Here is a 23,466-nt window from a genome sequence, read left to right as displayed (position 1 = left end):
ATCTGTCTTAACCGATAAAAAGGCCTTTCACGGCTAAAAACCACCTAGCGATTACAGCTGAACTTTAATCAGGAAATCATCCAGGTTGGCACCCGCTTCAATTGCCTTGGTCAGAGCCAGTGGCATACGGCCTTGACCTGTCCACGTTTTGGTATTGCCGTTCTCATCAGAGAACTCATATTTTGCTGGGCGTGGGGCACGCTTGCTCTTCGCTGTTTTAACGGTAGTTTTGCTCGCAATATCCAGCAAGTCATTCAGATCAATACCGTCATCAGCCAACATTTTTTTGTAGGCTTCCAGCTTCGCTTTTTTCTCTGCTTCTTCTGCTTCCTTGGCGGCGATTTCTTCGCGCTTTTCATTTACCACGGTAGACAGTTTTTCCAGCATATCCTCCAGCTCACTTAACGTGCACTGCTCACGGGCGAATGCCCGCAATGAGCGGATATTAGAAAGCAACTTGATAACTTGTTCACTCATTTTGATTCATCCTACGCGTAATAGTGAGTAATTTTTATCGTATATTAAACAGTAACTGAGCTCAAAAACATAGCCTAAGAAGCCACATTGAAGAAATAACGATAACTCTATCGCATTAATTTATTATTCTACGCAATCTGCGTAAATGCAAGTGAGCCCGATTAAATAGCCATTAAACATAGAGCCGCGAATTTTTCTTATTTTGAATCAAAGTGTGGCGTTCTTTATCTGGCTGTAACGGTAAATCCCGTTTGGCTTATACAGGATTATGCATGATATCAGGCATAGCTGGCTATAGGTTGAATAAGGCCAGTAGCACAATTGCATATCCATCCGAAAAGCGTTTAAGACTTGGCTGTAACACTACGGCATATCCAGTAAGAAAGGAATGGCGGATTTATTTTTCTCCTATCCCTTTCATTTTCTACCTAAGTTTTCAGCAAGACCTCGCGCCAGCAAGCGAGTGGCGCGGTAATTAATACATAGTTTATACATAGTCTACCCATTACTTGGGTCGATTAGCCTCGTCAGCAGAATCGCTGTTGAGCGCATCAGCTGCGGTTTGTGGCGCGGCCGAGCTTGATAGCGGTAAACGGCACAATCCCTGCGCGGGGACATCTAAAGCCGTATTAAACTTGGCGGATAAATTCTGAAAAGCAATCAGCGCGGTTAACTCAATCAGGGTATCCTCATCGAAAAAAGTTTGCAGCTGCGCAATCATTTCGGCGCTAACTTTACGTCCGGTTATCGTCATCGCTTCTAGATAAGTAAATACCGCTTTTTCCTGCTCATCAAATAAATCACTGTCATGCCATTGCGATAATGCCAGCGCTTTTTCTTCGCATCCACACCGCTGTGCCAACTTCAGGCCGTTTGCATCCACACAAAACGCACAATCATTGAGTTGCGATACGCGAACACAGACCAAGGAGCGTAATTCCGCAGATAAGGGGGAGGATTTGCGATCTAAAAAGCCAAAAAACCCGGCGACCAAGTAAAACAATACCGGCTTACGCCCCCATAAGCGGGCAGGATTAAGGATTTCACCGTAATGACGTTTCTGTAACCAGAGTAAAGGTCTCACCCACCAAGAGTAACGGGAAGAAGGTTCGATACGCATGATTGCTACCTGTCTTATTTATAGGAACAACACAAAAGATCATAAGTCAGGATCTTACGGCAAACACTGCGTCATATACCAGCGAAGTCGAAATAAAACAGCCATGGCCATTGCGCCGCATAACCGCAGCGGAGAAATAGGTGCCGGTACCGAAAGAAAATCAATGCAGAGAAAAGAGTGTGAAAAGAAAAACTGAGGAAGACAAACATTTAGGTCTGCGTCGTTAATTGTCTTCGGACAATTACGCTTGATGCTTAGGTTATCTCGCTTTGGCTTAGCGCAAGCTAGAGTCGCCCAAACCGTTCTACGACGCAGACTTTTTATAACACGATGTTATTTTTATGCTTTGTTTTCAGTGCAGCTGGTCGGTGCACCTTGTTTCAGATAATAAAACCAATTTGTTCTTAAACGTGAACGTTTCATAATGTTACCTCACAATTTTTATTCTATCAGCCACCTTTGTTTTTTTACTGGACGGTTGTTATTCACTATAGGGTTAACATGATCCGGTGTTAATCGTTGTACCGCGATCGTATACCTAACCTGATGAATACAGGTAAAAATTAAAGGAATCTGATATCCATAGCCCACATCCCCGCGGTAGATTCATCGTATTTGAATTCCACCATATAACCGGTTTGTGGCAACTTTTTACAATGGACGTGTTCTGCAGAAAAATGAACATCGCCCCCTAAATCGCAGGTTATTACCCCCTGCCGGGTTTCCGGACTAAAACTCCGGACAATGCCTGTATGTACCATACTCTTGAATTCCTTATCAGGAGACAGAACCGGGCTAATGTAACGTGTGACTTCAGTAATGCTGTTGTAGTCTAAAAAGACGCTCAGCCGGCTGAAAACACGCTTAACTTATTAGCGGCGGTTAACTCAGTCAGCTCAGATTGATATCAGGTATTAGTGTAGGAGAGGAAAAAACAACGCTGTAAGAGAGAGGGAAAAGCAGCTGTATTCCGTAAAGCAACCTCAATAATGACTTAATATCAACCTTCAATATCTCCCGATGCTAGCAGATTTTTATGACTTGTAAAGCACTTTCTGCGCAAAAAAGCCGCAAATGAAGCTATAAAAGATGACATTAATCACATTTTATAGCTTCTTTCTCCGTCATTACGGCGCGCTTAATGCCAAGCTATCGGCTTGCTGTGGCCCAATCACATTTTGCGTAGCCATTTCGCCAACCAATAATCCCGCCATTTGCTGGGCTAATGCCGCCATCGAATAACCCACCGGGGTTGTTTGCGTACTGCCCATCCAGCTAAATTTCTGATGCGGCACATTATAAAGCGTGGTTTGCGCATAGATTTCTGGTGCTACATAAACGGTAGCAGGGAAATCATAGGTCGGCGCCCACAAGCCTTGATAATAACCTGGGAAGTTGTTCCATCCCCAAACCGGAGCCGGTGCGCTGTAAACCTGTGGCTGTGTCACTTTCATGACTTGAGTCGTTAGAATATTATCCAGATGCAGCTGCTTGGCCAGCGCTAACACCTCTTGGCTGTGGTTATCGGCTGTATTGCTCGTTGGCGTAGAGAAATACAGGTATGACACCACCGCCTGAACCTGATGTTGCCGCAGTTGTTTAGCCAACTCATCTTCTAATAAACGACGCGCCACCACATTCGGCGTTGCGACGACCACTAACGCGGATTTAGCAGGGAAACATTCGCTGCATTGCGGATTTTTCCACTGCCCTTCCAACTGCGTAGGGCCAACACAAGCGGAAAGCATAACCGCCATAGAGCTAGAGAGCGCGACGCGAAAAATCCATTTTGCTTGCATAATAGCTATCTACATAAACTTTTTGATGTAGATAACTATAGCGATCGCTAGCCGCAATGAAAAATACCCATCTGTATACAGATGGGTATTATCAGTAAAAAGTCATGTCTAAAGAGAAAGTGATAACTGCTCGTTATGGCTTATCGATTAAAATTTCCCCACCAACGCAGAAAAGATCTGTTCATCCATATTGTGCGCTTGTTTACGCAAACGCGTATTGGTGGTTAAGACACTGACCATATCATCCAATGAAATGGTTTTTTGCGCCTTTTGGCTCACGTGATAAACCAACTGTTCCAGATCCTGTGGCTGGATCAGACCTTGGCTCGACTCAAACATTTCCACTTCCGTCATCGCATTATCAATGCGCTCTTTAATCTCCACCACCGGCGTTAATGACAAGCGGTGAATTTGGTCACACACCGCCAGTAAGGTCTCTGCACTGCTGTAACGCGAGACACTGAATTTCGCATTACCCACGGTGATCGCCAGTGAAAAGCGGCGCTTATCAATTCGGATTTTCTGGATAGGTTTGGCTTTAAACTTCAAATCCTCTGGCAACGGATTGAGCTGAATAACGTCATCTTCTAAACGATGTGAAATGCCTGGCAGTTGATTATTAAACTGTACCGGCGCTTTATTCCCCAATTTTTGCATAGACAGGAACGATTGTTTCTCCACGCCAGACAAGGTGCTGAGCTTAGCGCGGGTTCCTTCCGAATGGGAATAAAAGAAGATTTTGTCTTCATCCAGCTCCAGTGCGCAATTGATATAGTAGACACCTTTAATGCGCTCAAAGATAAAGTAACCGCTGATCCCAGAAAATTCACCACGGATATAGGTGCGCTTTTCCAGCCCTCGACCGGTACCGGATGAGGTGACCTCGATGCTGCCGTCATCAGGACGAGCTTTAAAATGCGCCACCACCACTTTTTCAAAGGTGTTGAAAAAGACTTTGCTGGTCAGATCGGGGGCCAATAGCTCATTAAGCAGGGATAAATCCATATCCAGCCGATTGCGATGCGTACTTTGGCCACGACAAAACAGGTATAAACGGAACATTAAGTCGTGATAACTGATCACCTCGACCGGCAATAAATAGAACATCTTGCGCTCGAAAATCGATTTCAGAACGGAGACGCGCCATTTGATGTCATAGCGATGAGGTGCCATATCCTTATAGACATAATCACCTTTAGCATTACGTAGAAATTCACCATCCGCGCCACGGATCCGACGTCGAACAAACTGTACCCCTTCAACCTCGAAGAAACGGGCCAAGGTGTTATGAATGTTGATATCGTCGCCCAAATCTTGATCGCACGAAATTCCAACTTTGGTATTTTCTATTCTTTTGAATAAGTTAACGATTTCATCACGGGTTTCTTTGTTACCGGATTTCCCTAACAAGCTCAACAGGTGATCGGTGTGGATTGGGGTGATATTTTTGATGGTCCCATTAGAGGATTCGTAAATCCCACTCATATCCATGTGATAGCGAATACTTAAAAAAACCAGCGCATACAAAAAACGGATATGTGAACGGTTAAATACCCCATCCATCGATTCGGTGGTTAAAAACAGTTTTGCCGTAATGGCATCATCATCGCTTAATAGCGTGATAGGTTTTTCAAAGTAGCGTTCGTTGAAGCCATTAGGTGGTAAATTATTCATTAAATTGATTTTTTGGCTATCAGGCATACCAAACAATGAGCCAAAAAATGAATGATCGGGGATAACCGAAACGCTTTCTAGTTTCAAGTCCAGTGGACGCACTGGGTATACAGGTGAGGTTGAAACTGGATATTTACGTGCCGCAGAAGGCGTGGTGCTCTTGGCTGGCATATTTTGCTGATCGGTCAGTGCATTTTTCGGCGCCGGTAGCAAATACAGTTTGTTTTTGGATTTTTTCTGGGTGGCGTATTGAAAATTATCCTGCTCAATGAGCAAACCGCGCTCTTTTAAGCGCGAAATAGCTTGTCGCACACTGGCGCGTGTCAATGCCATGCTGTCTGTTAACACCGCAACACTGACACAGTGATCCTGATGTTGTTTTGCCTGCTGCAAGATAGTTTGGATAAAGGTCTGTGCTGATTTAGGCAGGTTAAGCGCGTCATATACGGCATCCGTCTGCTCCACTTTGATCAGCGAACCTTCACTTGTACTCCGATCATGCTCAATCCAGTGTGTGTTATCGTATATCAGCATTTTAGAAATCCAAAAAAACTTATTGTTTGTTTATATCCTGATTCTTTTTTTCTTTATATCTTATTTATCTTAAATCATGGGTACTGTGGGTAACCGTTAAAAAGCTAAGTTATTCAATACATTAAAAACTGCGATCCAAATAAAAACCGCCTGTTTAGTTAACGATCCACCCTTTGTTAGCAACGATCCACGCGTTGTTTAACTGACGATCCACTTCTGTTCTTTGAACGATCCACCCTACGTTAAAAACGATCCATTCGTAAGTATCACAGCCTGTAAACAGGTTATTGGCGACGGTGTCCAACCTTTTCACCTTGGCGGCAGCTGCCATCTTTCACACTGCGATATGGGGGGTGAATAACGCTGTTTTTTTCGTCAATCAAACGCGCTCTGCGAGCTTGTTGCTAGGTGTTACCGGCGTAGTCTAGCAGTTGCTCCGCCGGTGTGACATTTTTAATTTCAAAGTCATTGCTGATTGAACCGGCGGATTTGATGGCGGTCGCATTTTTGCCGGTGATTGGTACGATTATGCCTCTCGTTGCGTGCAAAGCGTGGTGGCCGTCGATGTGTTAGCGGAGGGATCGGTGTATATCCGCGGCAGGATCTTGTGCGCGGTGTGATCCGCTGATGATTTTGGGCGTTATTTTAACTGCGATCCGTCCGTAGCTATTCCGCACGATCTGATGTGATGACGAGCATAGCTAATGTCACTCTGATAACTGCAATATATTGATCTATAAGTAATTATTTGTTTTAACTTGGTGGGTTTCACGTATGGCAATGTGAAGTTGTTTGTAAATAATGGCTAAAATCAGCCCATTTCTCTGGTTTGTCATGGCGAGGGCTTGATGTGGGTGTGATGTATTCCCTATCCCTCTCCATTTAATCGCGATCCATCCGACACTATTCCGCCTGTTTATTCTGCAATATTCGTCAATTTGGCGACGATCCATCCGAGCATGCCCCGGGCGATGTGGCGTACATGTAGTTAGCGATGGTCTTGTTGGGCTAAATTGAGCGCTATATGCCTATATACAGCACGAGTGGATGATTGTTTAACCACGACTGCAGCTATATTTGCCGCTCTCGGGCTGTGTATGGAGTGGAGTCTTGCTTTATCTGGCTACGACCTTTGTACCATGGGGGGGGGGGGGGGGCTGGGTTTAATTTCGATCCATCCGAGTGTATTCCGCGGGTTTTATCATTCGCTGACGTTAGCTAATTTAATCATGATCCATCCGAAGAGATTCCGCCTGATTTGCTGGTTAGTGAGGCTATTTTGATTGCGATCCGTCCGAGGCTGTTCCGGCTGAATGGGCGATGGCGGAAGTCGATTAACCCCGTGTCGGCTTAGCGTGCTTTGCTGTTTGTTGATGATGTTCGTGCTAAGTGATGTTATCAAGCTGCTAACGTAGGTTGCCTTGCCTTGATGGAAATAGAACGCTTGGCTATATCAGATGTGATTTTTGATTACTTGAATCAATAAGTGATGCAGATTACAAAAAAACGAATATGCAATGAAAAAACGATAAAATAACACAAAAGTGTTGCAATGTACTTTAAGTGTTGTAATCATTATCCTTATTAAAGAGGATGACACTTTGACGAGGAAGGCGATGGACTCAAAACTGCAGCGCTTGGAGCAAAATGGAGCGCGTTATCGGATTGCCTGTCGTAAATCTGCGGCGTTTGTCGATGAACAGACCCATAACGGCAAGCCGTTTCGAACCTATACGCAAAATGAAGCCGCTAAGGCGCTGGGGATCAATAATCGCCAATTGGTGAAACTTTGTGAACAGCATGGCTTAGATGTGCCTATGGTGGGGTGCCGTTGGTCGCTGCCTTTACCTGATTTGTTCCGTTTACGTGAAGCTGTTGGTCAGCAGGCCAAAGCCAATGCCTCGCGAATGATTGTCTCTTCTGTGTTGAATATTAAAGGCGGCGTGGGCAAAACCACCACGGCAATGACGCTGGCAACCGGTTTGGCGATTGAAGCGAAAACCCAATACCGGATTTTGGTGGTGGATGCGGATGGTCAAACCAATATGTGCACCGGCTATATGGCGCCGCAGATTGATACTGAGGATACCGTATTATCGGAATTGCTGACGTTGGCCGGCGATCCCACGTTGCCGGATAGCGAGTTGGCGCAGCAGGTGACTGCCGCACTGAAAAAGACCAACATTCCTAATTTGGATCTGTTGCCGGGTGGGGTTGCCGACAAGTTATTTGAAGCTTGGGTGCAACGCGGTTTGGCCGATGGGAAAATTACTTCGCCGTATTCCCTGCTGTCACGTCTGTTATCGGTGATCGCCCCTTATTATGATGTGGTGTTGATTGATACCTCGCCGGCGCTGAACTTCTTGCTCTATAACGTACTGGCCGCGTCAGATGTGCTGATTGTGCCGGTGAAGCCAGATCATAATGATACTGATGCGACTGGCGATTTCTTATCGGTGTTACCGCAAATCAAGGCGGCCATTGAAGCGCATTGCCCACTGCATTGGTCTGAGATTAAGCTAATTATGACTGATTTGGATAAGCGTTCGGTGCCGAATCAGCAAAAAGCAGCGATTTTACGTGAGCTGTTTGGTCAAGATTTGATGTTAGGGCAGATCCCCCACTCTGAGGCTATCAAGCATTGCTCCAGCTTGATGTCTTCGATTTATGAATTGAGCCCGAGTGAATATCCGGGCGGACGAGCATCATTGATTAATGCGCAGGCGGAATGCTTGCAGGCGGTATTTGAGTTCGAAGAGATTATGCAGAATATCTGGCGTAAAGAGGCAAACCATGGTTAAGAATGCACGTGTACGTCCTTCCTTTGATTTGGCATCTTTTGCCACCAATAGTACGCCAGTGGTTACCGAGTCTCCGCTCGAGACGTTGGAGAAAAAGCTGGATGCGTTGACTGAGGAAAACCGCCGTTTGCTGGAGCAGCAAAAGCCGGGTGAAGGCAGCATGTTGCATCTCAAAGATGGTTCACAACGCCGTTTTATGTTGCGGGTGATCCCACATGACGACATTGAAGCATTGACGGATGTGCCGGCGATTAATGGCCGCGATCAATCTTTGCTGACGCGTGAGTCAGTGCGAGATATTTTGCAATCGCTGACCGTGTCGGGTCAGTATTATCCTGCAATCGGTAATTTGAATGCGGATGGTAAGATTGATGTGTTAGCCGGTTCACGCCGCCGTAAAGCCTGTATTTACGCGGGATGTGATTTTAAGATCCTGCTGCCAGAAAGCCCGATCTCATTGGCGGATGCAGAGTTTATTGCAGAAGCGACGAATGCTCAGAAAGAGTTGTCAGTGGTGGAGTTAGCTCAGCGTTGGCAGCAAATGCTGGATGAGGGGCTGTACCCCGATCAGAAAGGGTTATCCGCTGCATTAGGCCGTTCACCGGCGACAGTTACGCGAATCTTAAAAGCGGCGCGTATTCCCCGCCCTTGGTTACTGCAAGTTCCGGATGTGTATGCTCTGTCCTATGCTCAAATCAATAATCTGGTGACGGCAGCACAGGCGTTGACTGAAGATGATCAGATGCTGATTGCCCATGAGTTGGCGGATATCCGTCAAACACAGCGTTTTGGTCATGCCTCAAACGAAGAGCTGGTGGCGGAAGTGGTGAATCAGGCCAGTAAAGCCGCACGGCAGTTAAAGCAAAAAGGCGAGACCGCACGCGAAATTAAACAGAAAGAGACGCTGTTTAAAGTCGGTACCTCTTCGGTGATTGCCACCATTTCGCAAGGTGATAACTACCGGCGTAAATTGCAAGTATCTGGCACGGATTTGTCTAAGCAGCAAGTTGACATTTTGATGAAACATTTGATGTTGGCGGCCGATGAAATGCAGTCGTTGGTACATGACTAACTGCCGGCAAGAGCTCCGCTCTCTTTAATAATAAGGGATGCGATTTCACGGTGAAATTGGTGGATTTCATCTCTTGCAAAGGGGTCGGTTAGGCTTTATTGAATACTTGTGATGTAGGGAAAGGTGCCTGTCGGCACCTTTTCTATTATCTATATTTAAACCTATATCTACGCTATATGAGAGTCTATTAGTCTCCCCTAGAAGCGATTAAGTGTACACGATATATTTTCCTGTCCTGTCCCATTTTCTGTGTAGCATATGATGCTTGAGCCACGGGCTTATCTGACATACAGTGGATAATTATTGACCTGACTGTATTGTTCGAAACAAGGAGTGTTTCATGCGTGATGCTACCCTCGCCCTACACCACGGTTTTGCTTGCGATAGTGCAACGCAAGCGGTGGCGGTACCGATTTATCAAACTGTTGCCTATGAGTTTGACAGTGCTGAACATGGTGCGGCGCTGTTCAATCTGGAAGTTCCAGGCAATATTTATACGCGCATCATGAATCCGACCACCGATGTGTTAGAAAAACGCATGGCCGCATTGGAAGGCGGGATCGCCGGTTTAGCGGTGTCGTCTGGCGCGGCAGCCATCACCTATGCTATTCAGACGCTTGCTGGAGTTGGCGACAACATTGTTGCTACGCCGCAGTTATACGGGGGCACCTACACCCTCTTTGCTCACATGTTACCCAATGCCGGTATTGAAGTACGTTTTGCTGCGGATGACCGACCGGAGTCGGTCGCGAAGTTAATAGATGCAAAAACCAAAGCAGTGTACTGCGAAAGTATTGGTAATCCTGCGGGCAATATCGCTGATTTAGCTGGGCTGGCGGATGTCGCACACGCACAGGGCGTGCCGCTGATTGTGGATAACACGGTGGCGAGTCCGATTCTCTGTAAGCCCATTTCGTTTGGTGCCGATATAGTGGTGCATAGCTTGACCAAGTATGTTGGTGGGCACGGAACCTCACTGGGCGGGATTATCGTGGATTCAGGTCAGTTTGACTGGGCGGCAAATGCTACGCGCTTTCCTCAGTTTAGCCAGCCGGAGCCTTCATATCATGGCGTGGTCTATACGCAGGCGTTTGGGCCGGCGGCGTTTATTGGGCGCGTACGTACGGTGCCTTTGCGCAATACAGGGGCAGCATTATCGCCGATGAATGCCTTTTTGATATTACAAGGATTAGAGACGTTGGCGCTGCGAATGGAGCGTCATGTGGCTAATGCGCGTAAAGTGGCTGATTTTTTGTTAGCGCATCCGAAGGTAGCGTGGGTAAGTTACGCAGGCTTACCGTCTCACCCGCATTATCAATTGGCGCAGCGTTATATGCAGGGCCAACCTTCGGCATTGCTTTCATTTGGGTTGGCACAAGGTTACGAAGCCGGGATCCGTTTCTATGACGCGCTGCAAATTTTCAAACGCTTAGTTAACATTGGCGATGCTAAGTCGTTGGCGTGTCATCCAGCATCTACGACACACCGGCAGCTCACGGAGATGGAGCAACAGCGTGCGGGCGTGAAGCCAGAGATGATCCGTTTATCCGTTGGTATTGAATCCATCGAGGATTTACTGGCTGATTTGGAGCAGGCCTTGCAGGCATAAGTGCTCGCTGGCTAACCTAGAATACGCCGTTCGTATTGTGAGAATACTGACGGCGATTCTACGGCAAGATCCTACACCGGTTGATGATTTACTCTCTTTCGCCTTCGATCTTCATAATACTTTTAAGGTTCGTCATAAGAGTGTGATATTCAACACCCCGCTATTGGGTGATCCACGTACGCTAAAATGTGTAGCGTAGCCAAGCAAACAGGACGTTGCCGTTATTTTTGGTGCCCGGAATATAGGTGAACTGGAGGTTCATTTGTTTATAGCTGGCGGAGAAAAGCGGTAATACGAGGGGTAACGGAATGTAGTTACCCATATCTTTACGTGCGGTGATCCCGGCGGTAAAGCCGAGTCCAAGTCGCACATCTTCGTCGTCATCCATGTACCAACCCTTTTCCCAACCATAACCAACAATCGGTTGCCAGTGGTTATGCGAGTCTTTAAACATCATGGCATATAAGGCATGCCAATTACCTTCTTCGTTGTAGCGTGATATGCCGAACCCGCCACCCCATGGCATTTCATTGTAATGGTCTGTCTCATCGTAGAGCCAGCGGTTATGCCAACTCAGAAACGGCAAATACAGATCGTAGTGTTGTGGCTCTTCCCACGTTTGTACGATGTTGTTGGTGAAGGTATTCCACCAATGAGGATTTTGCTCTGTCGGCGTCGCCGATGATGTGGCTTGGGCGCTAGCCGTTGATAAGAGTAACAGTAAGCCAAGGCCGGTAAGAAAATGACGCATAGGCAACCTGTTTGCTATGTGGGAGCTGTATATGGGAAGTCTTGTCGTGGATAAGGTGATTGTCAAATTGACTATGCCAAGCAGCAGTGGCTACGTCGCTGTGGAAACGGGCAATTTCACAGTGAAATTGGTGGATGGGGGAGTCTAGGTGATTAGAATAGGCATATTTAACCGTGTGACATCCGAGGTGATTCCGCCAGATTATTTAGCGATGTCGTCCATGCTTGATGGTTCACGTTACGGTTAGTTCTGCTTGTTTGCGTGTACAGGGCTAGTCGATGAGGGGCTTTGACTCTACATTGCTGTCGCGAATGATGCATTTAAGCGTGTGACATCCGAGGCGATTCCGCTGGATTTAACTCCGGTGTTATTTGCGTGATAGCAGATGTCCTAGGCATGATTAGCATACGTTGTGCATGGAAAGTGCGTGCCTGAGTGAAGCCCTCCATACCTCTGCGAGTCTATTTAAGCGCTGATACCGTAGCCGTGCGAGTCTGTGCTATCGAGTGACAAGCCCTAACACCACCATTAAGCATGTGACATCCGAGATAAATCCGCCTGATTTATACTAGCGAGTACTGTCATAGGTTGCACGATGCGCGAGACCTGTTTGGTATGGCATACGGATTAGGGAGGGTGTGACATCTCGACTGACCTATTCTCAGTCAGTTACGAATAAAGTTTCCTGTTTAAGTGCGGGACATCCGAAGCGATTCCGGCTGATTACACCTTGCGGAAGCAAGAGGGCCTACATGAATTTCATGGTGAAATTGGTGGATTTCCGCTACCGGTAGCACAATCAATCGAAGACGTTTTTCAGCACATCAACCACAATTGCAGTAGAGAGTGCAACCAGTACTAAGTCACTGCCCACAGCGCGCCATTCATAACCTGGATGGTGTGGCAGCTGTTTAATAAACGGTACGGGTAACATTTTCTTTGCTATCCCCGGCGGTAACGGCTTTCCGCGCATCAGGTTTTTCTGAATCCCTGGCGGCAACGGACTAAATTGAATCAGCTGATTATTCAGTGCCAGCGAACGCGCTGCAGCAACAGTAATGCCGGCTGCAATCAAGGCATCCGTCGTAGAGAAATCAGACTTGTGTTCAGATTTGTGATGTTTAGATTTATGGCCGTGGTGACTGTTGCCTTTACCATGGCCTTTGCCTTCTGGCGGATCGGCCCACACGGAGGTTACGGACAAACTACAAATCAGCGCACTTGCCAGCAGGGCGCGAGAAAAAGAGCGATGCTTCAAGCTTGGCGTCATTATGCCCTCTATCGCATAACTAAATAAACGCTGAACATAGCTGAATAATCATATTTGGTAAAGTAATAGTAGCTTTCAAGGGGCGCCGGGGGTGGTATGCTTAATCACTCTGTATCATCTTGCAGCGATGAGCGTAGTTTTATGCATTCGTTGTGCGCTAATTATATGAGCTTATCATGTCGTCATTGTCTGAGTTATTTACTGCTCTCATCCATATGGATGTGCAAACCCTTTCGGATCCCAGTATTTCGGTACTTGTGTGTACCATCTTAGTGGCATTTATTGTGCTGGAGAATGGGTTTATTCCTACTGCGTTTTTACCGGGCGACAGTTTGTTATTTTTAACCGGTACCTTGATTCAATTGGATGTGTTACCCGCCGGCTTTGCGGTGGTATTGGTGATTGCCGCCTGTGTGGGCTCATGGCTCAGCTATCTACAAGGTCGATTGTTTGGGCATACACGGTTATTCAACCGCTTAGTACAAAGTCTGGATGATAAGTATCGGCAACGTACCTTTGCCTTGATCGAACGTCACGGCGCGTTGACGTTGCTGATTGCACGCTACATCGCGTTTGTACGCACTATCTATCCTTCTATGATTGGGATCACCGCCTATTCACAGTGGCGTTTTTTCATCATCAATCTGATTAGTTCCGTGCTGTGGGTAGTGCCGATTGTGACATTGGGATATTTCGTCAGTAATACCCAATGGGCGACGGAGTACGAAACCGTCTTTTTTAAAGTTGTCATCTCCGTGCCCGCAGTTTTACTGGTATCAGGCTTATGTTTATTGGTATATAAGAAGTTCAAACCACGTACTCAATAACATTAACCTGAGGAATATATGGACATAGTGGCGCTTCTTGCGTTGGTCATTTTGAATGGTGTGTTCGCCATGTCAGAGATAGCTCTGATTACCGCCAAGAAAGGAAAGTTAGCCCACAAATATAAAGCCGGCAGCAAATCAGCCAAAGTCGCCATGGAATTGGGACAAGATCCAAATAAGCTCTTGTCCACGGTACAAATCGGTATTACCTCTATTGGTATTCTAAGCGGTATTGTCGGGCAGTCGGTTTTATCTATCTATATCAAAGCATTGCTGGGGTGGATCGGGATCAGTGAAGCCCACAGCGATTATCTCTCCACCGTTCTGGTGGTTGTCATCATTACCTACGTTTCTATCGTCATCGGTGAGTTGGTTCCCAAGCGTATTGGGCAGATAGATCCCGAGCGGATTGCCTGTCTGGTTGCGCGTCTGATGATGCTGCTCGCGACCCTAACCAGCCCTTTTGTGCGTTTACTCTCGGTCTCTACTACGGCCATTTTGTCTTTACTCGGGATCCGGGAAAAAGATGGTAGCGCCTCTATTGAGGAGGATATTCACTACATGCTGGATGAAGGGGCCAGTGCGGGGGTGATTGAGCCGCAGGAAAATAAGATGGTGAAGAACGTGTTTCGCCTCGATGCGCGGCAAATTTCCTCGGTGATGGTACCCCGTAGCGAAGTCGTCTATTTGAACACGCGTCTGAGCTACGAAGAGAATATCGCGCGTATCCAACATACCGATTTTAGCAAATACCCTGTGACAGATGGTGGCTTGCATAACATTGTGGGGGTGATCACCGCGCAGCAGCTGCTAAAAAATACCTACCTCAATCGTGATGGCGTCAGTTTGTTTCACGGTATGTTTGAGCCGGTGTTTTTACCCGAAACCATCAATGGCATGGACTTGCTGGCACAGTTCCAAACCTTTGATACTAAGCTGGCGTTTGTGGTGGATGAGTATGGTGACTTGCAGGGTATCGTAACGCAAAAAGATATTATTGAGGCGATCACCGGTGAGTTTAAATCGCCGGATGAAGAGGCATGGATAGTCCAGCGCAGTGATGGCTCTTGGTTGGTGGATGGGTTGATCCCAACCGCTGAGCTTAAAGAGCTGCTGGGGCTGGAGGTATTACCGGAAGATCGCTCCTATCGCTACCACACTTTAGCCGGCTTGGTCATGTTGCTGCTGGGTAATGTGCCACGTACCGGGGATAAGTGTCAGTGGCAGGATTATGAGTTTGAAGTGGTGGACATGGATGGTACTAAGGTCGACAAAGTATTGATCAGCCGCTTATCGGGCTCTGTCAGCGCTGGGTAATACAAAATATCCGGTGTACTGTATTCAGTAAGAAATACGCACCAATCACTTGTCGTCAATCAGTAAGCGGGCTAGGGCAACCTAGTCCGCTTTTTTGTGCCTGACATGTGCTGAGTCGGCGGTTTTAGCGATGGGCATAATCCGCGGCATATGTGCCGGAGGGTAGATAATTTTACTATTGAGCCACTGCTGCAGTTCGGCCATCGAGATAGGGCGGGCAAAATAGAAACCTTGTAAAAACTGCACCCCGCGTTGTAGCAGGTAGTTAGCTTGCTCTTCGGTTTCCACTCCTTCAGCGACTACCGCGATATTCAGCTTCTGACCTAAATCGATGATCATATTAAGCACGGTAGCGGTGATGGCTTCAGTGCCGATGGTCGCGGTAAAGGTTTTATCAATCTTGATGTAATCAGGGTGCAGTTTTTTAAGATAAGACAGTGAGCTGTGACCAGAGCCAAAATCATCCAAGGCAATTTTGATGGCATGACGTTGCAGCTGCTGCAACTGTTCGGCATGTTCGTCGATGTCGATGGGGGTTCGTTCGGTGAGTTCGACCACCAACTGTAGATTCGCCGGCAGCGCATGTTTGAACTTCAGCATATCAGCAAACAGCTGTTCATTATTCAGGTGCTCTGAGCCGACATTAATACTGATTTTGAAGTCTTTGGGCAGCTGGGCGCTTTTCGGCAGTTCGTCGGCAACATGGGCGATGACATAACGGGTAAAGGGAACGATCAGCCCTAGCTCTTCCACCAAAGGAATAAAGACATCCGGCGGAATGATACGTTTAGCGGTTTGCCAGCGCACCAAAACTTCCGCGCCAACACAATGCAAATTATCGCTTTGAATAATCGGCTGATACTTGATGATAAATTCATTGCGCTGCATCGCAAGGATCAGATCGTTATGCACACTGAAATGTTTACGGCTGAACGAGAAGGTGAGGGTACCCACCATGAGCGCAAGCAACAGGGCGACGGCAATGTGACTGGTGGCATTATCCCAGATGATATCTCGCATTGGACGTGCGTAGACATGGACTTTGACTGGGGTACTCAGTACGTGCCCGTTACTGGTGACGCCGGTTTCGGCTAACATCTCTTGGCTGAGGATTTTGTAGGTCCCCCCGACAATAGCCTGTTGCTCAATTTGTAATGCCGCGCGCGATAGATAAGGGTGTGAGAGTTGTAACTGAAAGCGGATCGCTTGCTGCAAATCAAACAGCAGCATGATGCCTTTACCTGTTTGCCCTGGTTGTGGCAGCCATAGCGCCATCAATGGTCGTGTGCCTAAATCGAGCGAACCAGACAGCAAACGCAGATGTGGAGTGGCGTGTTGCACTTCAGGAAAGCGTTGGCTGACATCATGCTGCTGGGTGCCGAGAGTGGAAGAGCAATACAGTTGTTGGTTATCAATCAGCATGATGGAACGCAGCGTGGTGGAGATGGCACCTTGCTGTTGTAGGCGGGCTTCAACCTGAGCGCAAGGTTGCTCTAATAGGGGGCTCAGTGTTTGTCCAACTACGGCTAGCTTGTTCAGATCGGCGGAAAACTGCTGCAGGATTTGCTGGCTATATTGCCACTGGGCTTTTTCCACTTTGTAATGCGCCAACAGGATATCTGCACCGAGCGATAAACAGAACGTCAGTATGCCCAATCCAAAGCTCAACCCGAGACGGCGCTTTTTATAACTTTGGTGTGAGGTCATCAGACCCGGTTGTAATTCCATTGTCCTAGTAGCCTTCGTCCTGACACTTAATTAAAGGTAACAACCAAGTCACCCAAATGCTACGCTACTGTTAAGACCGATTCGTTATGGATTTCTATAAATAAGACAGGTATTCAGAATTTATACTTGTTGTGCGGGGCGTTTTTTATTGCATCGTGATGATCTTGTGCCGCAGAAAAGTGTTTTCGGTGTTTTCCTATCGCGCAAGGTCACAGAACGTGGGGAGTGAAAGCGGTAAAAATTAATACAGCGCAAAGATTTGGTGAGTAGTCTATTTGCTCTATTCCATTAGAAAAAATTAGGTTTATAGTAGCGTCTTCTGTTGTTAGCTATCAGGACAAGGTTGTGATTGGCAAGTTACCCCGTGTAGTGTGGTATGGGGGTTTTATCCTTGCAGCATGCGCCGGTTTGACCAACGCGATTGCTGTACTGGGATTCACACACAATGCAATTTCTTATCTGACCGGCATGGTCGCAAAATCATCCATCGAACTGGCTCAGGCAAATCTACAGGCGCTCATTCCGACGATTTCTATCATCACCGCATTTTTTGTTGGTGCGATGTTAAGTGGTTTTGTAGTCAAAAATCAGAGTCTGTGTCAAAGCCGCAGTTATGGCGTTGGGTTGCTGCTGGAAAGTACGCTGCTGTTTTTTGCCTACCTCTTTTTTAGCCGGGAATATTTCGTTGGCGAGTTACTGGCGGCGGCGGCTTGTGGTCTGCAAAATGCGATGGTCACCACTTACAGTGGGGCGATTATTCGAACAACCCACCTAACAGGGATCATCTCTGATCTGGGGGCCTCGGTAGGGCATTGGCTCGCGGGTAAGCAGCACAGTAAGAAGAAAATTTTGATTCACAGCATGCTAGTGGGCGGATTTTTCTGCGGCGGTGTGCTGGGTACATTTTTGTATACCGCGTTGAAATATACCGCGTTACTGATCCCGGCGGGGATCATCTTCATCACGGGCGCGGCTTATATCACCATGAGTCAGGTAAAAATCTACCGCAAAAATCGCCAGGTGCGTATTGCGGATCAAGTCTCGGGTTGATTTGGATACTGAGAGTTGTACTTTGCGACCTGCGCCTAACCGCAGTGACAGGCTACCTTTGGGTAGCCTGTTTTGTATGTACGCGCATTCATGCCAATGCGTGGCGAGCTGCTGTGACCCAGCTGATTGCCTCGTCTGCTAAACCGGCGTGAGAGTGGAGTCGTGGCGGTTTAAATCCGGCGGAATGATCACGGATAATCATATTTTAATTGCAAACTGTGCATTGGCGCACGAATTGTTTGCTGGGCTTGCAGTGGCCGGAATGTTTATACGTGCGTGGTATGGCATTTAGTTTAGCGCTGGCTTACTGTAGCGAGTCGACCTAATTTTTATCGCTTGTCAGGGGAATGATGTTGTCCGCTTATATTGATATGACATCGCTGATGTTATTTATTCCGACTTTCTTTTTTGTCTCTTTTACGCCAGGGATGTGTATGACATTGGCGATGACTCTGGGAATGTCAATTGGGGTACGCAGAACGTTGCCGATGATGTGGGGCGAGCTAATCGGTGTGGCGGTGGTGGCGGTGTCTTCGGTGATTGGCGTCGCTAGCTTGATGCTGAACTATCCAACACTGTTTCAGTTGCTCAAATATGCGGGCGGCGCGTATCTGATTTATCTCGGAGTACGGATGTGGCTCAGCAGTGGCGCTATGCAGTTGACGCAAAATGACGAGAAACCCATGGTGTCAGCACGCAGCTTAGCGATGCAGGGATTTATGACGGCAATCTCCAATCCTAAAGGCTGGGTATTCATGGTGTCTTTGCTTCCACCGTTTGTGAATCCAGCTAAAACATTGGCGCCGCAACTTAGCGTCCTGATCAGTATTATTCTGTTTACTGAGTTTGCCTGTTTACTGGCATATGCCGGTGGTGGGCAGAGCCTACGTTATTTTTTGCAAAAAAGCGGTAATGTTCAGTGGTTGAACCGAATCGCAGGCAGTTTGATGATTTTTGTCGGGATTTGGTTAGCTGTTGATTAACAAGAACAGGCGCTGTGCACGTAAATCAATATGTGACTCTTGGTTTGCTTTGTGTGGTCGTATGTAAAAAAGGGAGCATTTTTGCTCCCTTTTTTATTGCGCTAACAACGTCAATCCGCCGAGGATTTGATCGTGCAGCACATCGCTAAGACCGTATAGGCGGCTATTTGGCTTGATGCTCTAATGATGAATGGTGTACCACGATTCGCAGTGCGCCATTGTCGTCTTTAACAAACTGCCAGGTTTTGTCGACGGTAGTGACTTGGCCCTGAGCATTGGTGAGATTCACTTTGCCCATCGTCGTGGCACTATCACCGGTGATGAGAATCGCGGCGTTGTCAATGGCGCAGTTTTTCCAGTTTTTGAGTGCAAAGCCGGTGTCGTTTGGAAATGCAGGATCATCCCCAACAAAATAGGCTAACGCACCGGCCCGAGTGGTACGAAATGTTTGCGGGTTGACCGTTAACGTAGGCTTAAACAGCACTCCCCCCATTTGATAGCCATAGGCGCTGTCGATCACTTTTCCCGCTAAAGCTTTGGCTGCTGCTAGCCCTTCTTTTTGGTAGGTGTTACTGATATCGACTAAGGCAGCGCACCATGCTTTTTGTGCCGCCAGAACTTCAGGTTCGGTAATCGCGCGATTGATCACCAACGTTTCTTTACCGATAGCGGTTGTTGAACTGAGTGCGATTATCAACAGCGCGATATATTGCGATCTTTTCATGCATCCCTCTTCATTGGTCAGTTAGTAAAATGTGAGTTTATAATTGCTGTGTCGTCGCCGTATTGGTGGAGATGTGACTAGCCGATCCCAAGCAAAACAAAATGGTCACGCTGCTTCGCTGGTTGCTTTTGAATACAGGGCAACTGCACCGGCGGGATTGGCAGCGGTTAAGGTTTCGACATGTTTAAATCCGCGGGTGAGCAAATGTTTTTCGCGCCAGCGGTTGCCATATACCCCGAACACGACATAAACCAACAGGGAAAGGATGTTGGTAATTTCATAGCTATATTCATAATCGACATTCAGGCTTAAAAACGTACCTATCGCCATGACAATCAGGATGGCCCAAATCGCAATGATCCACAGCCGTTTAGCAATGGCCCAGATCACACTGAAAAAGAAGGCCGGCCAAGACCAGCCCTGTTTCACCGCTTCAACTTGGCCCGAGGCATTGCGAAAAATTTTGTATTGTTTCATCTTCGATTCCTGCCAACGCAACTTAACCTATTCAGTCTGGTCGAGTTTTAGGAATGTAGCCAATTGTCACAGTGCGATTGAGCGGTGAGGAGAGAGCGGGAGAGGGGAAGATAGAGACGAGCGCTATTGATACAACCTGATTTTCGCCCTGAGCCTAAGTATTCGGCACGATAATGTCGAGATATATGATGATTTAGACTTAAGCACCTTTGTGATCCTCATCTACGCTTTACAGTAAGTAATGTAAACGAGGAGTAGTGTGATGCGATCACTCAGTACACTGATCTCTCTGTCAAGTCTGATGCTAGCGGTACCGGCTAGTGCGGTAGACTTTAGCTGGATGACCGGCTCGCCGGATGTGGGTTATAGTCAGAAAGGGAAGCCTGTAGCGGTCGTTAACGAACCCCCTCCAGCGAAAATTCTGGACAATGTCTACTCGATGTTACCGGAAGGGATTCGGGTCAAACCTGAATTTATTGCCAGTGACGATTATACCAAAATTGAGTTGGACCCCGATTTCAAGGGTATAGCCACCGTTAAACTGCGCTTTTTGCGCGAAGGTGCTGGATATCGAAATAGCTTGGGCTATTTTATTTATGATGTGAACAACCCACCTAAGACTTCTGCAGATATTGAAAATCACGTCATTGTATTTCCCAATGCGTCATTACCGCCCGATGGGGAGATGGTCACCGGTGATACGGTAGCCCTTAAAGGGGTAGAGCTGACCGCTAATCAAGGGATTGGACTCTTTGTTGTGCCAAATGGCTGGGGATGGGGGGGCAGCTATGGCAAAGTCACCAATAGCCCCACCTACCAAGGCCCGTTTTATAACCTGAGCCAACTGAATACTGAAGCCGCTGCGGATTTAAAATTCCATAATGTAGTGCTCTTTAACCAACCGGGGAAAAGTTTAATTATCGGTTTTGAAGATATATTCCGCACCGGTGGCGATCATGATTTCAACGATGTGATTGCTGAAATGGTATTAACGCCTATTGAGGCGGTAAAAGGTATCAGTAATCAGGGCACGGATGAAAATCCTAACTACAGTGTGGATTCAACGCGCTTTAAACAACTGGTGCAGATTGATAATCCAAATATCGAATTTGATAGCTATTATCCAGGGCAGAATCGCTGGGCAACGGTGGCTTTTGAAGATCTGTGGCCGCAACAAGGTGATTATGATTTTAATGACGTCGCCATTTCTTATCAGATGCATGAAGTGTCCAATAACGTTAATGCGTTGAAGCAATTGACGATTGACGCCAAAGTGCAATCACTGGGAGCGGGGTATCATAATGGTTTTGCATGGCGGCTTCCGGGCGTTCAAGCCAGCGAAGTAAAATCCGCGCTGTTAACCAAGAATGGCGAGGTGGTGAACAAACTAGCGCTCGATCCGAGTCACCGAGAGGCAGTATTTGTCTTCAGCTATGATTTAAAAGATGCCGTACCGACACGGTGTGAATATTTCCGTACTAAACCGGATTGCCGTGAAGATATTAATACACAGTATCAGCTGGTGGTGGAGTTTGATAAACCGATAGCCCGCGCGCGTTTAGGCAGCGCACCGTACGATCCTTTCATTTTCGCCACCCCCGGTATTTATCACGGTGAGAATATTGGTTTCCAGCCAGGCCTGAAGTGGCAGGTGCATTTACCGCAATTTGGCGGTACTGAGCTGTTTGATACCACGTTGTATGGACGATTAGATGATAACTCGGCGATCTTCTCCACATCGAAGTTTGTGGATAGTCGCGGTTTCCCATGGGCCATGAATTTCATTGATGGCTGGTCACAAAGTGCCGAGCGTATTGATATTACGCTGAGTTACCCTGCGTTTCCTTCATGGATCCAGTCGAGCGGTCTAAAAGACACTGATTGGTATCACTTTTTGCGAGCGATAGTTGACCGCTTGTATCAAGGGCAGGAACAGTAGAGGAGCCGATGATGAAGCTGATCCCTAAGATTGTTGCACTCATAATGTCGTGTGGCGCTATGTTTGCTCTCGCCGCAGAAAGTACGGCACCCGCTAAGCCAGCGTCGACCGCGCCAAGCAAATCTGCACCGGCCAAGCAGGCGGTAAGCGTTAAATCGGCGCCTGCGGTGTCGGAGAAGTCTGCGCCGGTCGTCAAATCTGTACCGCCGTCGACAAAACCAGTGGTAGTCACTAAACCGGCGTCTGTCTCGGCAAAGCCTACTGCAACCAGTAAGCCTGCGCCCACGCCGGTCAAACCAGCTCCCGTACCGACAAAGCCCGTGACCGTGGTTAAACCTACCCCAACCAAGCCTGCTACTGTGACCAAACCAGTGAAGGCGAAACCAGTGGTAGTAGTAAAGCCGGTGCCGGAGCCTGTTGTGAAACCGGAACCCACGCCGGTAGCGCCAATTCCGGTTCCTGTACCCGTGCCAGTGCCCGTTCCGGTTACGCCAGTAACCAGCTCATCAGACATAGTGGTACCGGATAATTTTACTTTGGCCACTGATAAGCCGCTGACCTTGTATTTCAAAGGCCCTGACGCGGTGCGTGTGAATGTGTATTCAGCCGCAGACAGTACCACCATCGCTCCCATGATCCGGCCGGATTACAGCACCTTGATCGGGACGTTCTCGGCTGATGATCTGCCCAAATCGGTTACCTTTAGCCCTAACTGGAAGATATTGGTACTGGAGTGGCTACCGGATGGTTTAGGCAGTGAAGCTCGTTATTCGCTGATGGATGTTTTGGCTGGACAAAAACGGGCGGAGTATCCTGCGCAATAAGCATTCGGTGAAAAAACAAACATGTGCGGCATATTTTTTGTCGCACAGGTTTCGAAAAGTAAGATGGGTGATACGGCACGTTTTAACAAATTGGTTTGTTTATAAAAAGATAAAAATCGGGTGAAGTGATAGATCATGGTGTTCTGTTCAATGCCATCATAAATCACCAGAAATGCATGCTAAAGGCGTATTTTTTTCTTTGCTAACTCAATGAGTTAGACGTTGTCATGTTTTGGTTCAAAAAAAACGGCAAATCTAAAATATTCTATTTAATATCAATGTGTTGCTATATAAGTGTATCGAAGGGATTGTAACGATATAATAGTTAGTGCAAAATGCGCACGTAAATAACCGACGTTGTAAGGCGTCGGTTATTTTTTTGCTTTTAATTTGTTGACGAGGCCGGAGTTCATCCGGACATGATAATCTGATTTAGTGCGCCAAAACGCCGTACGAGGAACCTGTAATGCAATTATTCGCATTCATGCGC

General features: G+C 47.2%; 18 protein-coding genes. 9 read left to right on the top strand and 9 right to left on the bottom strand.

What is annotated here, in order from left to right:
* Positions 1 to 51: 51 nt before the first annotated feature.
* The 4 genes from LQ901_RS15190 to LQ901_RS15175 all read right to left on the bottom strand — a co-directional run bounded on the left by LQ901_RS15190 (position 52) and on the right by LQ901_RS15175 (position 5,604).
* On the bottom strand, positions 52 to 477 hold the full coding sequence (locus tag LQ901_RS15190) for an H-NS family nucleoid-associated regulatory protein (RefSeq protein WP_010863271.1): 426 nt from the start codon (positions 475 to 477) through the stop codon (positions 52 to 54).
* Between the two features lie 505 nt (positions 478 to 982).
* Positions 983 to 1,597 carry a carboxymuconolactone decarboxylase family protein gene (locus LQ901_RS15185; RefSeq protein ID WP_039045133.1) on the bottom strand — a complete coding sequence of 205 codons (615 nt, stop codon included), beginning with the start codon at positions 1,595 to 1,597 and terminating at the stop codon, positions 983 to 985.
* A gap of 1,127 nt (positions 1,598 to 2,724) precedes the next feature.
* Positions 2,725 to 3,396 (bottom strand): hypothetical protein, encoded by a 672-nt coding sequence (locus tag LQ901_RS15180; RefSeq protein ID WP_147279528.1) that lies wholly within the window; start codon positions 3,394 to 3,396, stop codon positions 2,725 to 2,727.
* Positions 3,397 to 3,543: 147 nt separating this feature from the next.
* Positions 3,544 to 5,604, bottom strand: coding sequence for a replication initiator protein RctB domain-containing protein (locus tag LQ901_RS15175; RefSeq protein WP_010863275.1), 2,061 nt, complete (start codon positions 5,602 to 5,604; stop codon positions 3,544 to 3,546).
* A gap of 1,616 nt (positions 5,605 to 7,220) precedes the next feature.
* Between LQ901_RS15175 and LQ901_RS15170 the strand changes: the two genes are divergently transcribed.
* The 3 genes from LQ901_RS15170 to LQ901_RS15160 all read left to right on the top strand — a co-directional run bounded on the left by LQ901_RS15170 (position 7,221) and on the right by LQ901_RS15160 (position 11,086).
* Positions 7,221 to 8,405: a ParA family protein gene (locus LQ901_RS15170; RefSeq protein WP_039045136.1), complete on the top strand. Its 1,185-nt coding sequence runs from the start codon at positions 7,221 to 7,223 to the stop codon at positions 8,403 to 8,405.
* The gene (locus tag LQ901_RS15165) at positions 8,398 to 9,477 is read left to right on the top strand and encodes a ParB/RepB/Spo0J family partition protein (protein ID WP_178088294.1); all 1,080 of its coding nucleotides are present in this window, start codon (positions 8,398 to 8,400) and stop codon (positions 9,475 to 9,477) included. The genes LQ901_RS15170 and LQ901_RS15165 overlap by 8 nt, the downstream gene beginning before the upstream one ends.
* A gap of 340 nt (positions 9,478 to 9,817) precedes the next feature.
* Complete coding sequence (locus LQ901_RS15160; RefSeq protein WP_152135312.1) at positions 9,818 to 11,086, top strand: O-acetylhomoserine aminocarboxypropyltransferase/cysteine synthase family protein; 1,269 nt, start codon at positions 9,818 to 9,820, stop codon at positions 11,084 to 11,086.
* A gap of 181 nt (positions 11,087 to 11,267) precedes the next feature.
* Here the strand turns inward: LQ901_RS15160 and pagP are convergent, their stop codons facing one another.
* Positions 11,268 to 11,837 carry a lipid IV(A) palmitoyltransferase PagP gene (gene pagP / locus LQ901_RS15155; RefSeq protein WP_152135311.1) on the bottom strand — a complete coding sequence of 190 codons (570 nt, stop codon included), beginning with the start codon at positions 11,835 to 11,837 and terminating at the stop codon, positions 11,268 to 11,270.
* A gap of 799 nt (positions 11,838 to 12,636) precedes the next feature.
* Entirely contained in the window at positions 12,637 to 13,107 is a 471-nt protein-coding gene (locus LQ901_RS15150; RefSeq protein WP_106912281.1) for an anti-virulence regulator CigR family protein, read from the bottom strand.
* Positions 13,108 to 13,283: 176 nt separating this feature from the next.
* On the opposite strand from LQ901_RS15150, the gene LQ901_RS15145 reads away from it, so the two are divergent.
* Entirely contained in the window at positions 13,284 to 13,934 is a 651-nt protein-coding gene (locus LQ901_RS15145) for a DedA family protein (RefSeq protein ID WP_010863284.1), read from the top strand.
* A gap of 18 nt (positions 13,935 to 13,952) precedes the next feature.
* Complete coding sequence (locus tag LQ901_RS15140) at positions 13,953 to 15,251, top strand: hemolysin family protein (RefSeq protein ID WP_152135310.1); 1,299 nt, start codon at positions 13,953 to 13,955, stop codon at positions 15,249 to 15,251.
* A gap of 81 nt (positions 15,252 to 15,332) precedes the next feature.
* On the opposite strand, the gene LQ901_RS15135 is transcribed toward LQ901_RS15140, so the two are convergent.
* The gene (locus LQ901_RS15135) at positions 15,333 to 16,979 is read right to left on the bottom strand and encodes an EAL domain-containing protein (protein WP_152135309.1); all 1,647 of its coding nucleotides are present in this window, start codon (positions 16,977 to 16,979) and stop codon (positions 15,333 to 15,335) included.
* 345 nt (positions 16,980 to 17,324) lie between these two features.
* Between LQ901_RS15135 and LQ901_RS15130 the strand changes: the two genes are divergently transcribed.
* Together LQ901_RS15130 and LQ901_RS15125 are read left to right on the top strand one after the other, a co-directional pair.
* Positions 17,325 to 18,029, top strand: a complete 705-nt coding sequence (locus tag LQ901_RS15130) for a YoaK family protein (RefSeq protein WP_010863287.1) — start codon at positions 17,325 to 17,327, stop codon at positions 18,027 to 18,029.
* A 383-nt stretch (positions 18,030 to 18,412) separates the two neighbouring features.
* Positions 18,413 to 19,012, top strand: a complete 600-nt coding sequence (locus LQ901_RS15125) for a LysE family translocator (protein ID WP_207542551.1) — start codon at positions 18,413 to 18,415, stop codon at positions 19,010 to 19,012.
* A 163-nt stretch (positions 19,013 to 19,175) separates the two neighbouring features.
* Here the strand turns inward: LQ901_RS15125 and LQ901_RS15120 are convergent, their stop codons facing one another.
* Both LQ901_RS15120 and LQ901_RS15115 read right to left on the bottom strand, forming a co-directional pair.
* Positions 19,176 to 19,736: a hypothetical protein gene (locus LQ901_RS15120; RefSeq protein WP_010863289.1), complete on the bottom strand. Its 561-nt coding sequence runs from the start codon at positions 19,734 to 19,736 to the stop codon at positions 19,176 to 19,178.
* 105 nt (positions 19,737 to 19,841) lie between these two features.
* Positions 19,842 to 20,213 carry a DUF2628 domain-containing protein gene (locus LQ901_RS15115; RefSeq protein WP_152135308.1) on the bottom strand — a complete coding sequence of 124 codons (372 nt, stop codon included), beginning with the start codon at positions 20,211 to 20,213 and terminating at the stop codon, positions 19,842 to 19,844.
* 301 nt (positions 20,214 to 20,514) lie between these two features.
* On the opposite strand from LQ901_RS15115, the gene LQ901_RS15110 reads away from it, so the two are divergent.
* On the top strand, positions 20,515 to 22,152 hold the full coding sequence (locus LQ901_RS15110) for an LruC domain-containing protein (protein ID WP_178088293.1): 1,638 nt from the start codon (positions 20,515 to 20,517) through the stop codon (positions 22,150 to 22,152).
* An 11-nt stretch (positions 22,153 to 22,163) separates the two neighbouring features.
* Complete coding sequence (locus tag LQ901_RS15105; protein WP_233672399.1) at positions 22,164 to 22,976, top strand: hypothetical protein; 813 nt, start codon at positions 22,164 to 22,166, stop codon at positions 22,974 to 22,976.
* Positions 22,977 to 23,466 lie beyond the last annotated feature (490 nt).

Source organism: Plesiomonas sp. PI-19 (assembly GCF_021368255.1).
In the GTDB taxonomy this organism is placed as follows: Bacteria; Pseudomonadota; Gammaproteobacteria; order Enterobacterales; family CAMTGL01; genus Plesiomonas; species Plesiomonas shigelloides.
This window is presented reverse-complemented; position numbering and strand designations above follow the sequence as displayed.

Coding starts and splice junctions, on each gene's coding strand:
- LQ901_RS15190 (WP_010863271.1), bottom strand. CDS start 477: ATGAGTGAACAAGTTATCAAGTTGCTTTCTAATATCCGCTCATTGCGG.
- LQ901_RS15185 (WP_039045133.1), bottom strand. CDS start 1,597: ATGCGTATCGAACCTTCTTCCCGTTACTCTTGGTGGGTGAGACCTTTA.
- LQ901_RS15180 (WP_147279528.1), bottom strand. CDS start 3,396: ATGCAAGCAAAATGGATTTTTCGCGTCGCGCTCTCTAGCTCTATGGCG.
- LQ901_RS15175 (WP_010863275.1), bottom strand. CDS start 5,604: ATGCTGATATACGATAACACACACTGGATTGAGCATGATCGGAGTACA.
- LQ901_RS15170 (WP_039045136.1), top strand. CDS start 7,221: ATGGACTCAAAACTGCAGCGCTTGGAGCAAAATGGAGCGCGTTATCGG.
- LQ901_RS15165 (WP_178088294.1), top strand. CDS start 8,398: ATGGTTAAGAATGCACGTGTACGTCCTTCCTTTGATTTGGCATCTTTT.
- LQ901_RS15160 (WP_152135312.1), top strand. CDS start 9,818: ATGCGTGATGCTACCCTCGCCCTACACCACGGTTTTGCTTGCGATAGT.
- pagP (WP_152135311.1), bottom strand. CDS start 11,837: ATGCGTCATTTTCTTACCGGCCTTGGCTTACTGTTACTCTTATCAACG.
- LQ901_RS15150 (WP_106912281.1), bottom strand. CDS start 13,107: ATGACGCCAAGCTTGAAGCATCGCTCTTTTTCTCGCGCCCTGCTGGCA.
- LQ901_RS15145 (WP_010863284.1), top strand. CDS start 13,284: ATGTCGTCATTGTCTGAGTTATTTACTGCTCTCATCCATATGGATGTG.
- LQ901_RS15140 (WP_152135310.1), top strand. CDS start 13,953: ATGGACATAGTGGCGCTTCTTGCGTTGGTCATTTTGAATGGTGTGTTC.
- LQ901_RS15135 (WP_152135309.1), bottom strand. CDS start 16,979: ATGGAATTACAACCGGGTCTGATGACCTCACACCAAAGTTATAAAAAG.
- LQ901_RS15125 (WP_207542551.1), top strand. CDS start 18,413: ATGTTATTTATTCCGACTTTCTTTTTTGTCTCTTTTACGCCAGGGATG.
- LQ901_RS15120 (WP_010863289.1), bottom strand. CDS start 19,736: ATGAAAAGATCGCAATATATCGCGCTGTTGATAATCGCACTCAGTTCA.
- LQ901_RS15115 (WP_152135308.1), bottom strand. CDS start 20,213: ATGAAACAATACAAAATTTTTCGCAATGCCTCGGGCCAAGTTGAAGCG.
- LQ901_RS15110 (WP_178088293.1), top strand. CDS start 20,515: ATGCTAGCGGTACCGGCTAGTGCGGTAGACTTTAGCTGGATGACCGGC.
- LQ901_RS15105 (WP_233672399.1), top strand. CDS start 22,164: ATGAAGCTGATCCCTAAGATTGTTGCACTCATAATGTCGTGTGGCGCT.